Origin of the sequence: Methylobacterium sp. J-048, from assembly GCF_022829515.1 — a bacterium.
Classification (GTDB): domain Bacteria; phylum Pseudomonadota; class Alphaproteobacteria; order Rhizobiales; family Beijerinckiaceae; genus Methylobacterium.
Genome location: NZ_JAKSYL010000157.1, coordinates 113,702 through 127,595 on the forward strand (window position 1 = coordinate 113,702; position 13,894 = coordinate 127,595).

Genomic DNA, 13,894 nt, shown 5'->3' on the forward strand with positions numbered 1-13,894 from the left:
TTCCCGGGCTTTGGGGAGCGGCGGATGCCCGCCCCCGCGCCGCAGTGTCGTTCAGACCCGCTCGATGATCGTCGCGGTGCCCATGCCGGCGCCGATGCAGAGGGTCACCAGCGCGCGCTCCTTGCCGGTGCGCTCCAGCTCGTCGAGCGCCGTTCCGAGGATCATCGCGCCGGTCGCGCCCAGCGGATGGCCCAGCGCGATCGCGCCGCCCGTGACGTTGACGATCTCGGGATCGAGATCGAACGCCTGGCAGAAGCGCAGGACCACGGCCGCGAAGGCCTCGTTCACCTCGAACAGGTCGATATCGGACAGGCTCAGGCCGGACCGAGCCAGGACCTTGCGGGTGACGTCGACCGGGCCGGTGAGCATCAAGGCCGGGTCCGAACCGATATTGGCGAACGCCCGGATCCGCGCCCGCGGCCGCAGCCCGGCGGCGTCCCCGGCCGCCTTCGAGCCGATCAGCACGGCGGCAGCGCCGTCGACGATGCCCGACGAGTTGCCGGCATGGTGGACGTGGTTGACCGTCTCGACATCCGGATGCGCATCCGTCGCCACCGCGTCGAACCCGCCCATCTGGCCCATCTGGACGAAGGAGGCCTTCAGCCCGGCCAGCGACTGCATGTCGGTGCCCGGCCGCATATGCTCGTCGCGGTCGAGCAGCGTGATGCCGTTCACGTCGCGCACCGGCACCACGGAGCCGCCGAACAGCCCGTCCGCCCAGGACTTGGCCGAGCGCGCCTGCGAGCGGACCGCGTAGGCGTCGCAATCGTCCCGCGAGAAGCCGTACTTGGTGGCGATCAGGTCGGCCGAAACGCCCTGGGGCATGAAATACGACTTGATGGCGATCGCCGGATCGACCGACCACGCGCCCCCCGAGGCGCCGATGCCGATGCGGCTCATCGATTCGACGCCGCCGCCCACCGCCATCGCGTGCTGGCCGCTCATCACCTGCGCGGCGGCGAAATTCACGGCGTCCAGGCCCGACGCGCAGAAGCGGTTGATCTGGATGCCCGGGACATGATCGCCGTAATCGGAGACCAGGGCCGCCGCGCGGGCGATGTCGCCCCCCGCCTCGCCGACCGGGTCGACGCACCCGAGGATCACGTCGTCAACCAGCGCCGTGTCGAGGCCGGTGCGGTCCTTGAGCGCCCGCAGGGCCGTCTCGGCGAGGCGCAGGGCCGTCACCTCGTGCAGCGCGCCATCCGCCTTGCCACGGCCGCGCGGCGTGCGGACGTGATCGTAGATGAAGGCTTCGGGCATTGGCGTTCCCCAGCGTGTTCTTGCCTGTTGGCGACGCGGCCTTAGCGGGCCGACTCGCTGGGCGCCAGTCTGCCACGGCCGATACGCGTCGCACCATCCCGAGCCGCGGCAAAACGGTCGAGCTTGAAAGCCGCGCAAAACAGAACCGCGCCCGATCGGGGTTCGATCGGGCGCGGCTCACAACGTCGATTGGCGGTGGCGGCCTGGACCCCGTTCGGGGTCCTAGTCCTGGAGCATGCGCTTCAGGAGCTCGACCTCGTCGCCGAGGATCGTATCCTCACCGATCAGCTTCTCGATCTTGCGCACCGCGTGCAGCACGGTCGTATGGTCGCGTCCACCGAACCGGCGGCCGATCTCGGGCAGCGAGCGCAGGGTCAGCACCTTCGACAGGTACATGGCGATCTGGCGCGGCTTGACCACGGCGGCGGTGCGCCGTTCCGACAGGATATCCGAACGCGAGACGTTGTAGCGCGAGGCGACCAGCTTCTGGATGTCCTCGATCTTAATCCGCTTCGGCTCGCGGTTCTTCACGAGGTCGCGGATCGCGCTCTCGGCGGTCTCCATGGTGACGGCGGTGCCGGTGAGCGTGGCATGGGCCAGCAGCCGGTTGACCGCGCCTTCGAGGTCGCGGCCGTTGGCCGTGATCGCCCGGGCCACGTAGGTCGCGACCTGCGGCGACACGTCGAAGCCCGGATGCGCCGCCCGCACCGCGGCGAGCCGCGCCGACAGGATCGAGACGCGCAGGGCCTCGTCGAGGGCGGTGATCTCGACCACCAGGCCGCCGCCCAGGCGCGAGCGGACGCGTTCGTCCAGCGCTTCCAGCTCGGTCGGGGGTCGGTCCGACGCCACGACCACCTGCCGGCCGGCATCGATCAGCGCGTTGATGGTGTGTCCGAACTCGGCCTGGATCGACTTGCCCTGGATGAACTGGACGTCGTCCAGGATCAGCAGGTCGATGCCGCGCAGGCGCTCCTTGTAGGCGAGCGCCGACTGTGTCTTCAGAGCGTTGACGAAGCCGTACATGAACCGGTCTGCGGTCAGGTAGATCACCCGGCGCCCGGCCTCGCGGGCGGCATGACCGATGCCGTGCAGCAGGTGCGTCTTGCCCAAGCCGACGCCGGCATGAAGGTAGAGCGGGTTATAGAGCGCGCCCTCGCCCTGGTGCCGGGCGACCCGCTCGGCGGCGGCGTGGGCCAGCGCGTTCGAGCGGCCGATGACGAAGCTGGAGAAGGTCAGCCGCGCATCGAGCGGCGTGCCGCTGAGGTCACCCCCGGCATCGGCGTTGCGCTGCTCGGAGGCGGTGGCGACGGCCACGGGGGCCGGCGTGTTGGTGGCGTGGAGCCGGGCGAGCGGGCCGCTGGCCGGGCCGGCCTTAGGCGCTCCGACGACCGCCGGGCGGGCCGGGGCGCCGGTGCCGCGCACGCCGACCTCGATCCGGGCGATCTCCTCGGCCTCGGCCTTGAAGGTGCCGAGCACCCGGTCGAGGTAGTGCGACTCGATCCAGCTCTTGAGGAAGCGCGTCGGCACCGTCAGCCGTGCCGTGCCGGCCGCTACGCCTTCGAGTTCCAGACGGGCGAACCAGCTGGCGAACACGTCCTCGCCCAGCTCGGCGCGCAGCCGCCGCTTCACCCGCGCCCAGGCGGATCCGAAATCCGTGTTGCCGCCGCTGCGGCCGCCCTCGTCGTCGCTCGCCACCGTTCCGTCGACACGCATCACTGGCTCTCCCGACGCCGCCGGCGGAAACCCGCAGGCCGCGCGTACGCACGAATTACGCCCTCAGCGTCCCGCATGACCGGGCGGGACAGAGTCCGTTGGCGGAGTCAACTCCCCACCAAGGAACTTTTGCCGATTGGAAGAGCCTATCAACAATTACCTACAGTTCCTTTAACAGTGGGACTTGTGGGGACGGCTCAGATTCCCAACCGCAAGTGTTGCCGGCCTCAACGAGGCCGCTCGCTAGAGTCTTGGCGAATCGAATTGATTCGCTGATGTCCCGAAATCGGCAGACTTTGCTTGAACGCAGTCAGTTTCTGTTAAGCTACACGCCACCCCTAGACTCTGCAACGGGCCAAATTCTGGTCTAGGGTTAACGCTTCGCGACGCCACCGATGCCGGACCGGTGGCGCGGATCCGAAATGCGGACATGAAAAAGCCCGGCACGAAGGCCGGGCTTGGTGTCGTCTCGGTGATGCGGTGGCGGCTTAGGCGGCCAGCGCCTTCACCCGGGCGGCGAGGCGCGAGACCTTCCGCGAGGCGTTGTTCTTATGAACGATGCCGTGCTGGGCAGCGCGCATCATCTCGGGCTCGGCGGCCCGCAGCGCGGTCAGCGCGTCCTGCTGGTTGCCGGCGGCGATCGCCTCTTCGACCTTACGGACGAAGGTGCGCATGCGCGAGCGGCGCGAGCGGTTGACCGCCGTGCGCTTCTCGATCTTGCGGGTCATTTTCTTGGCCGAAGCGGTGTTGGCCATGGAGTCCTCGTTCTCTTCGTCGGGCGATGCCGACGGGCCGGCTCAGCCGGAAATCGGTCGTCGCATCAGGTTGTCAGGCGATGGCCGAGACGCAGCGCGCGCGAAAGCGCTGCCCCTCGGCGAAGCGGCCTCTATAGTTAGCGCGATGCCGCGCGTCAACGCGGAACCGCCCGCAGCGGTCGGCGCGAGCCCAATTTCTTAAATCTTGACAATTTTCCTATGTTCTTGGTATGTTCCGATAAGCCGCTCAATAAGCGGTCCGGCGGGGCTAGGACACTATGCGTGAAAAGTCTCAAGCGCACAGCGAGTCGATCGTCCTGCGCAACGTTCTTGCCGGCCTTACACTGGAGACCAAGCTGATCCGCCTCCAGCGGCAGCTCCAGGCCAAAGGTTGGGAGAGGCAGCCACGCGTCCCAGCGGGACAGCCGAACGGCGGCGAGTGGGTGCAGGGTCCCAGCGGTGGCCAGGGGCCTCGCTCCACGAGGATCGGCCGGGCGGGCCGGCCCCTCAAGATCCGCCCCCACTCGCGGATAGCACAACGCTGGAGGATGGGACGCGCGTCCTGTCGATCCGGATCCGTGCGGGACGAAAGCCCTTCGACGAACAACACACCGTCACGGCGCCGGACGGCGAAAGCCGAATCTTCGAGACATCCGGAGAAACGCAGACGATTCGAGATGGCAATACAGGCGAGGTCCTGTCGCAGACCACCTTCACGCCAACTGGTCTCGTCGCTGAGCCGATTGCTCAATTGGCCCTGGCTCCCACCCTACCACTGATCGCCGCCCCCGTCATCGCAACCTTCGAGCTTGCGTTGCAACTCCTAACGTATCTCTCCGCTCGGAAGGATGGGTACGGCACCGTTCTGGGCATGTCGGCACAAGAGTATCAGTACGAGGATGTAGCCCAACCCGACATGCCGATGTGGATCGGGCGCCTGAACCAAGCCCAACTCGACGCAACATGTCCCAAGGCCGGTGAGGTGCAGACTATCGTTGACGATGTCGCCGCTCGAGTTAAGGCACAAGGCAGCTATGCCAGCGGAGCCGTACTAGGTACGCGCATCCACGCCGAGATCGCACGCACCATCAACAGTCAAAAAGATCCAAATTTTGTAGCCGAACTCATTTTAGGCGAGAGAAATGACAATGAATCATTCATAATTCCGGGCAGCAGAAGAGCCGATATTTTTGAAAATAGACCGCCGTTAACTGCTTGTGTGTACGATACGAAAACGGGTCGTGAGGGCTTGACGCTAGCGCGCGTAGCAGTCCTGATCAGGGAAGCACACAAGTTGTATCCTGACATTGAGCGGTTCATCTTCATTCAGGTGAGACCACGCCGATGAATTCTGTGGATCCAACCGCGCTTCCGCCAAAACGTATTCGTGCTTTGACGGCTCCCCTCATCGAACGAAACCCAGACATCGTACTCACTGGCAGCAAATACCTTTGCCTATTGCCCGTAGGGCATATCGCGCGGCAGATTCGCATCTACGATCGATCGGTCCGGGGCTATTTCACCCTCGAATGGAGATTGACAGGGCTCTATGTCCGTGAAGGCCAAGTTGCGCCACCAGCTTACGGACGTCCGACTGGGCTGGTGGGGCGCTCCAGGAAGTTTAAGCCGAAGGGTGAGGGCGGAATCTGGGACTGGGATGATCCGACGATGCCACTCGATTTCATCTACCAGGTCGAAACGGAGGTCCTGCCGCTGCTCCGTTCCCTGAATACTTTCGAAAAAATTATTACTTTTATATTGGGACATTATATGATGGGATATAGCGTATATAATGACGATAAATGGCTTTTTTTCACCGAGGCAGCCTTGGGCCAATTCGAGGATGCAAAAAAGCGTTGGTCAATCATAGGCCCCAGGTTGGAAGATCAACTCAGCACCCGAATAGCCAATTTCGAAAACCCAAGATACCTCTTATCGGATCTCTCTGTTGGTGAAGCGCTTATGAAAGATGATCGGCTTTCGCTCTCAAAGCTTTTGTGGGAGAACGAGCGCGGCCTAGCCGACATCTTTAAACTCGGGCGATACTGGCAGCCGACGGCCTTCCCGTTCCAGCAGAAACTCGGTTCTGTCCTCGATCTTTCGTGAAAGCCTCTGCTACGAGAAGCTCTCCAGACATGACAATAATCGCGATCCTTAACTCGCGCCAACTCGGAATACAATCCTGAACTCTGCGGGCCTATAGACAGCTTGGTCTGCCAAGACGCGCGCAGGGGCCGGTTGATACTCGTGTGCCTGCGTGAACACGCGGATCTCGAGCCTCGACGTTACCGCGATCTGATCGAAAGGCGTAGGGGAAATTGATCATTCGATCAACAAGATTTTGAGTTTTTTGGAAGAATCAAAGATAAAGTTTCGCCTCGATCGTCATCGTCCATATATAATCAGGATCGATGCAACGCTTTATGGGCGGCGGCTTGAAATAGGATGCTTGGACGACAATCGCGTCTAGATATCGACATTCCGAGACGATGAAGATATCGATGGATGCTACGGTTATATTTTGAAGATACTGGCCGACAATCCAATGGATTAGATCGGTTAATGCGCTACTACGATCTCCGACCTAGCAATGGCGGCGAAAACCGCTTGACGGCAAACGATCACTCCGGCCAGCGCAAAGCCGCCGCCGCCGCCAGCGTCCCGACCACGGCAGCGATCAGGGTCAACGCCGCCAGCACGGCCAGCGGCACCAGGAACGGCACCGTGCCCCCCGTCGCCGCCTGGGCAGCCGAGACGCCGAAGATCAGGCTCGGGATCATCAGCGGCAGCACCAGGACGGCGAGAATCAGCCCGCCCCGGCGGATCGAGGCCGTGAGCGCCGCCCCGACCGCGCCAATGAAGCTGAGCGCCGGAGTGCCGGCGAGCAGCGTCAGCGCGGTGGCGCCCATGGCGGTGCCGTCGAGGGCGACAAGCAGGCCGAACAGCGGCGAGGCGAGCGCCAGGGGCAGACCGGTGGTCAGCCAATGCGCCGTGACCTTGGCGAGCACCACGCCTTCGAGGGGCACCGGGGCGACGCTCATCAGCTCGAGGGAGCCGTCCTCCTCGTCGGCCTGGAATAGACGGTCGAGGCCGATCAGGGTCGAGAGCACCGCGGCGAGCCAGAGGATCGCCGGGCCGATCCGCGACAGCAGGTTGAGGTCGGGCCCGAGCGCGAACGGCACCAGGGCGACGATCATCAGGAAGAACACCAGCGACAGGGCGCCGGAGCCGCCGACGCGGCCGGCGAGCCGCAGGTCGCGGGCGATCAGCGCGAGGATGGCACGGGTCACGCCCAATCCTCCGCGGGCTCGGGCTCCGGGGCGACGGACGCCTCGATGCGCAGTTCCGCCGCCCCGTCAAGACCCAGAGCCTGATGGGTGGCGGCGATCACCAGCCCGCCGCCCGCCCGGTGGGCCGCCATCAGGCCGGCGAGCAAGGCTTGCGAGGCGGCGTCGAGGGCCGCGGTCGGCTCGTCGAGGAGCCAGAGCGGGCGTTCGCAGACCAGCAGCCGCGCCAGGGCCACGCGTCGCCGCTGGCCGGCCGACAGGTAGCCCACCGGCAGGTCGTGGGCGTGTCCGAGGCCGAGCCTGTCCAGGGCCTCCCGCGGGGAGAGGCGGGGCGCGCCGAGGAGGTTTTGCGCGAAAAGCAGATTCTCGCCTGCGGACAGCGAGCTCTTGAGCCCGTCCCGATGGCCGACCGCGTGAAGACATTCCGGCAGGCTCGCCTCGCCGACTTCGGCCAGGTCGATGCGGCCGGCATCGGGCCGCAGACGGCCCGACAGGATGGCGAGCAGGCTCGATTTCCCGGCGCCGTTCCGCCCGGTCACCGCCAGAGCATCGCCCGGCCCCAGGGCGAAGCTCAAGCCGGAAAAAATCCGGCGGCCGGAGCGGCGGCAGGCGAGATTGTCGACGCTGAGCCGCACCCGGTACCCCGCCTTCTCCCGCCGGCAGGCGGCCAGACCGATCCGCGCCGTCCCGCCACGCGAAGTGGCGGAGGCACGCGGCGCCTCCATGCCCGATTGCGGTCCGGAACGGAACCGTGTCGGTGCGGCCCGCTTTTTTCTCGGATCACGGAGGCAGCCATGAACGAGGCGAGATACCCGAGCGAAACCGAAATTGCGGCGACGGCGGATGCCGTGGCCGGCCGGGCCCTGGTCGAGGCGCGGGTGGCACAATGTACCCGGGAGGAACAGGCGGCGTTCTGGGAGGCCGTGGGACGCTGCTTCGGCGGTGGCAAGCCGCCCGACATGGAAGAACGCGCCTGATCAGGTCCCCTTTCGCGTCAGGACCCGCAGGGCGCCCCGGAAGGTGCGCACGTCCTGCTCGGTCAGGCTCATGCGGTGGAGCATGTCGCGCATGTTGCGGGCGATGATCTCGCGCTTCTCCGGCGGATAGAACCGCGCGTCGTCCAGCGCCGTCTCCAGGCTCCCGAACAGCGCCATCAGGGCCTCGCGGCTGGCCGGGGGCGACAGCAGTTCGCCCGAGAACGGCAGCACCGCCCGGCCGCTGGCCTGGCGCCAGGCATAGCCGACCAGCAGCACCGCCTGCGCGAGGTTCAGCGATGGGAAGTCCGGCGAGACCGGGAAGGTGATGATCGCGTCGGCCAGCGAGACTTCGTCGTTGGTCAGCCCGACCCGCTCGCGGCCGAACATCACCGCGATGCGCTGTCCCTCCCGGGCGACCACCTCGCCCATGGCCGCCTCGGGGGAAAAAACCCGCTTCATCTGACCGCGCTCGCGCGCCGTCGTGGCGAGCACGTAGTGCAGATCGCCGATCGCCTCGGCGACGCTGCCGTGGATCGTCGCCCGGTCGAGCACGTGGGTCGCCCCCGAGGCCGCCTCGCGCACGCCCTTCTTAGGCCAGCCGTTCTTGGGGTTGACCAGCCGCAGCTCCGACAGGCCGAAATTCGCCATGGCGCGGGCGGTCATGCCGATATTCTCGGCGAGCTGCGGCTCCACCAGGATCACCACCGGGGCGATCCCCGGCGGCACCTCGGTGATCTTCGGCGGCGGGTCGTCGTGCGGGTCTCGGATCGTCATGCCGGCCCTCTGGCACAGCCGGCGACCGCCCGTCGAGGGCCGGGTGACGATGCCGCCCGGATGACAGCCCGCGCCTTCCGCTGCCGGAAGGGCCGCGCTATGTCGCCGGGGCGAAACGTACCCAATCGACGGTTGGGCGGGCGACCGCACGGCCCTTGCATGCCGTGCGCGGGGACAACGCGAGAAGGCATCGGTCCATGGCGAAGATCAAGGTAGCGAACCCCGTCGTTGAACTCGACGGCGACGAGATGACCCGGATCATCTGGGCCGAGATCAAGAACAAGCTCATCCACCCCTATCTCGACGTCGACCTCGAATATTACGACCTCGGCGTCGAGCACCGCGACGCCACCGGCGACAAGGTCACGGTCGATGCCGCCGAGGCGATCAAGCGCCACGGCGTCGGCGTGAAGTGCGCCACCATCACCCCCGACGAGCAGCGGGTGCAGGAGTTCGGCCTCAAGGAGATGTGGCGCTCGCCCAACGGCACGATCCGCAACATCCTGGGCGGCGTGATCTTCCGCGAGCCGATCATCTGCAAGAACGTCCCGCGGCTCGTGCCCGGCTGGACCCAGCCCTTCGTGATCGGCCGCCACGCCTACGGCGACCAGTACCGCGCCACCGACTTCAAGGTGCCCGGCAAGGGGCGCCTGACCATCAAGTTCGAGGGCGACGACGGCACCGTCATCGAGAAGGAGGTGTTCAAGTTCCCGGATGCCGGCGTCGCGATGTCGATGTACAACCTCGACCAGTCGATCATCGACTTCGCCCGCGCCTCGCTGAACTACGGGCTGGCCCGCAAGTACCCGGTCTACCTGTCGACCAAGAACACCATCCTCAAGGCCTATGATGGCCGGTTCAAGGACCTGTTCCAGAAGGTCTACGAGGAAGAGTTCGAGGCCAAGTTCAAGCCGCTCGGGATCACCTACGAGCACCGTCTGATCGACGACATGGTCGCCTCGTGCCTGAAGTGGTCGGGCGGCTACGTCTGGGCCTGCAAGAACTACGACGGCGACGTGCAGTCGGATACCGCGGCACAGGGCTTCGGCTCACTCGGCCTGATGACCTCGGTGCTGATGACCCCGGACGGCCAGACCGTCGAGGCCGAGGCCGCCCACGGCACCGTGACGCGCCATTACCGCGAGCACCAGAAGGGCCGCGAGACCTCGACCAACTCGATCGCCTCGATCTTCGCCTGGACCCGCGGCCTGTCGCACCGGGCCAAGCTCGACGGCAATGACGACTTGGCGAAGTTCTCCGCCACCCTCGAGAAGGTCTGTGTCGACACCGTCGAGGCCGGGCACATGACCAAGGACCTCGCGCTCCTCGTCGGCCCCGAGCAGAAGTGGCTCTCGACCACAGGCTTCCTCGACAAGGTCGATCAGAACCTCAAGGCGGCGATGGGCGTCTGAGCCGTTCTTCCAATCAGGTTCAGCGGCGGGCGCCCCCAGGCGTCCGCCGTCTTCATGTCGTGGTCCGGCGCGGCCGGCTGAGCGCCAAGGCGGTCGCGGCCAGCGTCACCGCCATCCCGACGGCCTCGGCCGTATCGATGCGCTCCGCAGCGAAGGCGTAGCCGAGCAGGACAGCGATCACCGGGCTGACGAAGGCGTAGAGGCCGGCTCGGAACGCGCCCCAATCACGCAGCAGCATCAGGAAGATCGGGAAAGCGATCAGCGATCCGCCGCCGACCATCACGGCGAGCCCCTGCAGGACGCGGGGATCTCCGATGGCAGCGAAGCGGCCCGTATCCCAGCCCTCCACGGCGAGGCAGATCGGGATCAGGCCCAGCGTGCCGAGGCCGGATTGCCAGAAGGCCAGCACGACCGGCGGTGTCGCGCGCACCAGCGGCCGGCTGATCACGGTACCCCAAGCATAGGCGAGCGTGCCGAGGGCCACCGCCCCGAGGCCGAGGGCGGCCTGCCCGCCCTCCCCGCCACCGCCGAGGTGGCCGGAGAACAGCAGCGCGAGGCCCGCGAGTCCGAGGACGATGGCGGCGATCCTACGCGGGGTGATCGGCTCCTGTCCGTAGGCCGCTCCAATGCTGATCAGAAAGATCGGCATCAGCCCGAGGTTGACCACCGCGGCGAGCCCGCTAGGGGCCTGGGCCAGCCCCCAGAACACCAGGGCGTAGCAGGCCGTGGTGATCAGCATCGAGGCCGCCAGGACGCGCCTCGGTCGCTCGACCCGCAGCGTTAAGCCGCGCAGCCGCGCCATCACGAGAAACCCCAGCGCCGCGAAGCTGAAGCGTAGGCACGCGAAGAAGACCGGCGACAGGACCTCCATGGCGAGCTTCGTGGGGAGCCAGCCGGCACCCCAGATGAACGCCATGGCGATGAAGGCGAGGATCCGGCCCGAACCGGCCTCGCCTCGCGGGGCTGCGTCGACGAGCGGCGCATCAGACATCGTCGGCTGCCGTACCGCTGATGAGATCGACTCGCCCGAACTTGCGCCGTCTCCCCGGACGGTCAAGTGCCGCGACGGCATGACAGACCGGAGTTCCGAGCCGACCCAGAAGCGCTTCCGGATCAGGCCTCGCCTTGGCCGTCCGACGACGCGGTCTCCGCGAGGGCCCGGCCGACCTCCATCAGCAGCAGGTCGATGGCGGCCCGCATCAGCGGATCGCCGACCGAATCGATGAGGTCGCGCACCGAGAGGCACTGCGCCGCGAGGGCGTCTAGAGGGGCATCGTTCATGTCGGGGCTTCTCATCACGCGGCCAGGTAGGCCGGCTCGGACACGAGGACGGACCGGCTATCGCCGTGGACCGTGCGGAGCCGCGCCAGCGTGCGGTGGTCGAAGGCTGCGGTGGCCGCCATGATCTCCTCGCCGCCGATCAGGACCGGCAGGCCCAGGGGCTGGGCGCGGAAATGCAGCTGGATGACGTGGATCATGTACAGGGTCGGCATCTGCAGCAGCAGGCCGGTGAGGCCATGGGCCATGCCCCACTCGACGATGCCGGTGAGCAGCGCGATCGAGACCGGATTGACCACCCGGCCCCGAGCGCGGTGCGAGCGGGCGACACCCTGGCGGGTCCATTCCCAGAGATGCGGGCCGGCCGGCAGCGCGCCTTCGCAAAGCTCCGGATAGACGTCCGACAGGAGATGCGGGCGCGTCGTCGGCAGGAGGCGGCTGTAGCCGATGACGGTTTCACCCTCCATGGCCAGGAAGTGCACCGCGTGGGGCGTATCGAACTGGTCGATCTCGCGTCCGTCCGGCCGGGCGAGGTCGCTCCAGCCCTTCTCGTCGACGAAGATATCGTGCCGCAGGCGCCAAGCCTGCTCCATCGCGTCGCCGTAGCGATGCGCGTTGGCGGGGGTGATCACATGGATCATGAAACAACCTCACGTTTGTATGCCGTGAGTGTCTCGCCTTCGCGGTTCGGTTTGTACTACGTAAAACCGTAGGGTTGCGTGTAGCGCGCGCGTTAAATGCAACCGTGGATTTCGATATCCGCCGGGGGCGGCCCGAACGGGCGGGTCGAACCCTACGTTATGAGACCGGCCCGCAAGGCTTGCGCGACGGTGTGCGCCTTGTTGACTGTGTCGAGCTTCGTCCGGGCCGAGCGCAGATGGTAATCGACGCCCGACGCCGTGATGCCCATCACCACGCCGATCTCCGCGTCGGTCTTGCCCTCCGCGGCCCATTGCAGGGTCTCACGTTCCCGGGGCGACAGGCGCACCGGCTCACCGGGCACCGGACGGCTGTTCATCAGGAGCAATTGCCCGACCGCATAGGTCGCCACCAGATTGACGGCGATGCGGTCGGCCGCCTCGATCTCGATCACGGCGCCGGAGAAGCTGATGCCGCCCGGGTCGCCATCGAGGGTCACGAACGGGATCGTGAGGCCGGCCCGGATGCCGAACTCGGTCGCCTCGTTCATCACGCGGCCGGCCACCGGCGTGTCGGGCTGCACGGCGCTCCAATCGAACGGGGCGGCGGTGGTGCAAAGCCGTCGGACCGTCGGATCGTGCAGGGCATAGCCGCGGGTGACGTAACGGCGGGCCCATTCCTCCGGCATGGTACTGGCGAGGACGTGACCGGCATGGCGCCGGGGCGGCAGGCTCGGATCCGGCACGATGCCGGCCATGACGTACGAAATCCCGTAGCCCTTGAACGCGCCGACCAGCAGACGGGCGATCTCGTCGGGTGCGGCGGCGCGTTCGAGATCGCGCAAGATGTTGAATGTCCTGTCGAAATGCCTCGATAGCGGCATGCTCGCCCCGCATTTTTGCACGTAGCGCGACAAATCGCTGGCCACCACAACCTGAGGATGGCATTTGCCGCGCGTCGGCGATAGGTTGTCGGCGAAATCTCTGCCGTCGCCGGGGCCTCTTCAGCCTCAATCTGTGGAGCGGTCGGATGCGAGCTTCGAGCCAATGATCGACGATGAGACATCCCCGACCACACGCTTTCTGCTCGAGCGCATCGCCGAGACCCTGGATGTGCCGCCGTCCTACTTCTTCCGCGTCGAGGCGGCGACGGCCGATCCGTCGGGACCGAGTGCCGGGCAGTGCGAGGAGGTCGCGTCCCTGTTCCGGAGTATCAAGTCGTCGAGCCGCCGCGGGGCGGTGCTGAAGCTGCTCCGTGAGATGGCGAACGACAGCTGAGCATCCTCCGTCCCCGTAGCCGGCAACTTTTCAGGATGGGGCGGGCCGTTCCTCGCAGATAACCGTCATCGTCCCCACCCGCCTTCGGCGCCGGGGGCATGGCCCAAGAAACCCAGCACGAGGAACGCGGGACGCCCCGGGGCACCAGGTGTCGGCCAAATACGCGCGGGATCCGGTCCCCGCGGAGACCTGCGGCATCGCCCGGGCATGGTCACCCGCCGGTGCCGCCTTTCTCCTCGTGACGCCTTGACGGCCGCGCTGTCCCGCACCCACGCGTCAGCGGCCCGGCCAGGACGGGTCCCGGGCGAGTGGACTCTTCTCGGTGAGACGGTCTTGCCGAGTGAGCGATCCACGTGCGCCGGGTTGGCGGTCCGGACAAGACGGCCCGGCCGGATTGGCAGGCCAAGCACGCCCCCGGAACCCGCATCGCCGCCGTGGCCTTCGAACCGACCTCCGCCTCGTAGTGGGCGGGTCCGCAGGTTGCTCAGGGTCACGCCCAGAGAGGGGTCGCCGCGGGGGCAT

The 13,894-nt window shown here is 66.6% G+C and carries 15 protein-coding genes; 5 read left to right on the forward strand and 10 right to left on the reverse strand.

Going from position 1 to position 13,894, the window contains the following annotated elements:
- Window positions 1-51: 51 nt before the first annotated feature.
- The 3 genes from MKL09_RS16075 to rpsT all read right to left on the reverse strand — a co-directional run bounded on the left by MKL09_RS16075 (window position 52) and on the right by rpsT (window position 3,728).
- Window positions 52-1,260: an acetyl-CoA C-acetyltransferase gene (locus tag MKL09_RS16075; protein WP_244021691.1), complete on the reverse strand. Its 1,209-nt coding sequence runs from the start codon at window positions 1,258-1,260 to the stop codon at window positions 52-54.
- Between the two features lie 222 nt (window positions 1,261-1,482).
- Window positions 1,483-2,973, reverse strand: coding sequence for a chromosomal replication initiator protein DnaA (gene dnaA, locus MKL09_RS16080; protein WP_244021693.1), 1,491 nt, complete (start codon window positions 2,971-2,973; stop codon window positions 1,483-1,485).
- Between the two features lie 488 nt (window positions 2,974-3,461).
- Window positions 3,462-3,728, reverse strand: a complete 267-nt coding sequence (gene rpsT / locus MKL09_RS16085; protein WP_147856441.1) for a 30S ribosomal protein S20 — start codon at window positions 3,726-3,728, stop codon at window positions 3,462-3,464.
- Window positions 3,729-4,167: 439 nt separating this feature from the next.
- Between rpsT and MKL09_RS16090 the strand changes: the two genes are divergently transcribed.
- Window positions 4,168-5,076 carry a hypothetical protein gene (locus MKL09_RS16090; RefSeq protein ID WP_244021695.1) on the forward strand — a complete coding sequence of 303 codons (909 nt, stop codon included), beginning with the start codon at window positions 4,168-4,170 and terminating at the stop codon, window positions 5,074-5,076.
- The gene (locus MKL09_RS16095; protein WP_244021697.1) at window positions 5,073-5,834 is read left to right on the forward strand and encodes a hypothetical protein; all 762 of its coding nucleotides are present in this window, start codon (window positions 5,073-5,075) and stop codon (window positions 5,832-5,834) included. The genes MKL09_RS16090 and MKL09_RS16095 overlap by 4 nt, the downstream gene beginning before the upstream one ends.
- Window positions 5,835-6,349: 515 nt before the next feature.
- On the opposite strand, the gene ccmB is transcribed toward MKL09_RS16095, so the two are convergent.
- Both ccmB and ccmA read right to left on the reverse strand, forming a co-directional pair.
- Window positions 6,350-7,018, reverse strand: a complete 669-nt coding sequence (gene ccmB / locus MKL09_RS16100; protein ID WP_244021699.1) for a heme exporter protein CcmB — start codon at window positions 7,016-7,018, stop codon at window positions 6,350-6,352.
- Window positions 7,015-7,650 carry a heme ABC exporter ATP-binding protein CcmA gene (ccmA, locus tag MKL09_RS16105; protein WP_244021726.1) on the reverse strand — a complete coding sequence of 212 codons (636 nt, stop codon included), beginning with the start codon at window positions 7,648-7,650 and terminating at the stop codon, window positions 7,015-7,017. The genes ccmB and ccmA overlap by 4 nt, the downstream gene beginning before the upstream one ends.
- Before the next feature lie 159 nt (window positions 7,651-7,809).
- Here ccmA and MKL09_RS16110 point away from each other — a divergent pair, with 159 nt between their 5' ends.
- Complete coding sequence (locus MKL09_RS16110) at window positions 7,810-7,992, forward strand: hypothetical protein (protein WP_244021701.1); 183 nt, start codon at window positions 7,810-7,812, stop codon at window positions 7,990-7,992.
- On the opposite strand, the gene MKL09_RS16115 is transcribed toward MKL09_RS16110, so the two are convergent.
- Complete coding sequence (locus MKL09_RS16115) at window positions 7,993-8,766, reverse strand: RNA methyltransferase (RefSeq protein WP_279605903.1); 774 nt, start codon at window positions 8,764-8,766, stop codon at window positions 7,993-7,995.
- Between the two features lie 197 nt (window positions 8,767-8,963).
- Here MKL09_RS16115 and MKL09_RS16120 point away from each other — a divergent pair, with 197 nt between their 5' ends.
- Entirely contained in the window at window positions 8,964-10,178 is a 1,215-nt protein-coding gene (locus MKL09_RS16120) for an NADP-dependent isocitrate dehydrogenase (RefSeq protein WP_244021703.1), read from the forward strand.
- A 52-nt stretch (window positions 10,179-10,230) separates the two neighbouring features.
- Here MKL09_RS16120 and MKL09_RS16125 read toward each other — a convergent pair whose 3' ends face one another.
- The 4 genes from MKL09_RS16125 to MKL09_RS16140 all read right to left on the reverse strand — a co-directional run bounded on the left by MKL09_RS16125 (window position 10,231) and on the right by MKL09_RS16140 (window position 12,939).
- Window positions 10,231-11,169: a DMT family transporter gene (locus tag MKL09_RS16125; RefSeq protein WP_244021705.1), complete on the reverse strand. Its 939-nt coding sequence runs from the start codon at window positions 11,167-11,169 to the stop codon at window positions 10,231-10,233.
- 122 nt (window positions 11,170-11,291) lie between these two features.
- Entirely contained in the window at window positions 11,292-11,459 is a 168-nt protein-coding gene (locus tag MKL09_RS16130) for a hypothetical protein (RefSeq protein WP_244021707.1), read from the reverse strand.
- Between the two features lie 14 nt (window positions 11,460-11,473).
- Window positions 11,474-12,097 (reverse strand): acyl-homoserine-lactone synthase, encoded by a 624-nt coding sequence (locus MKL09_RS16135; RefSeq protein ID WP_244021709.1) that lies wholly within the window; start codon window positions 12,095-12,097, stop codon window positions 11,474-11,476.
- Window positions 12,098-12,249: 152 nt separating this feature from the next.
- A complete protein-coding gene (locus tag MKL09_RS16140) occupies window positions 12,250-12,939 on the reverse strand; it encodes an autoinducer binding domain-containing protein (RefSeq protein ID WP_244021711.1) in 690 nt (229 codons plus the stop codon).
- Between the two features lie 202 nt (window positions 12,940-13,141).
- Between MKL09_RS16140 and MKL09_RS16145 the strand changes: the two genes are divergently transcribed.
- Window positions 13,142-13,372: a hypothetical protein gene (locus tag MKL09_RS16145; RefSeq protein ID WP_244021713.1), complete on the forward strand. Its 231-nt coding sequence runs from the start codon at window positions 13,142-13,144 to the stop codon at window positions 13,370-13,372.
- Window positions 13,373-13,894 lie beyond the last annotated feature (522 nt).

Excerpts from the sequence above, each read along its gene's own strand:
- MKL09_RS16120 (WP_244021703.1), top strand. The coding sequence starts at position 8,964 with ATGGCGAAGATCAAGGTAGCGAACCCCGTCGTTGAACTCGACGGCGAC.
- rpsT (WP_147856441.1), bottom strand. The coding sequence starts at position 3,728 with ATGGCCAACACCGCTTCGGCCAAGAAAATGACCCGCAAGATCGAGAAG.
- MKL09_RS16145 (WP_244021713.1), top strand. The coding sequence starts at position 13,142 with ATGATCGACGATGAGACATCCCCGACCACACGCTTTCTGCTCGAGCGC.
- MKL09_RS16115 (WP_279605903.1), bottom strand. The coding sequence starts at position 8,766 with ATGACGATCCGAGACCCGCACGACGACCCGCCGCCGAAGATCACCGAG.
- MKL09_RS16110 (WP_244021701.1), top strand. The coding sequence starts at position 7,810 with ATGAACGAGGCGAGATACCCGAGCGAAACCGAAATTGCGGCGACGGCG.
- MKL09_RS16130 (WP_244021707.1), bottom strand. The coding sequence starts at position 11,459 with ATGAACGATGCCCCTCTAGACGCCCTCGCGGCGCAGTGCCTCTCGGTG.
- MKL09_RS16125 (WP_244021705.1), bottom strand. The coding sequence starts at position 11,169 with ATGTCTGATGCGCCGCTCGTCGACGCAGCCCCGCGAGGCGAGGCCGGT.
- dnaA (WP_244021693.1), bottom strand. The coding sequence starts at position 2,973 with ATGCGTGTCGACGGAACGGTGGCGAGCGACGACGAGGGCGGCCGCAGC.
- MKL09_RS16135 (WP_244021709.1), bottom strand. The coding sequence starts at position 12,097 with ATGATCCATGTGATCACCCCCGCCAACGCGCATCGCTACGGCGACGCG.
- MKL09_RS16075 (WP_244021691.1), bottom strand. The coding sequence starts at position 1,260 with ATGCCCGAAGCCTTCATCTACGATCACGTCCGCACGCCGCGCGGCCGT.
- MKL09_RS16095 (WP_244021697.1), top strand. The coding sequence starts at position 5,073 with ATGAATTCTGTGGATCCAACCGCGCTTCCGCCAAAACGTATTCGTGCT.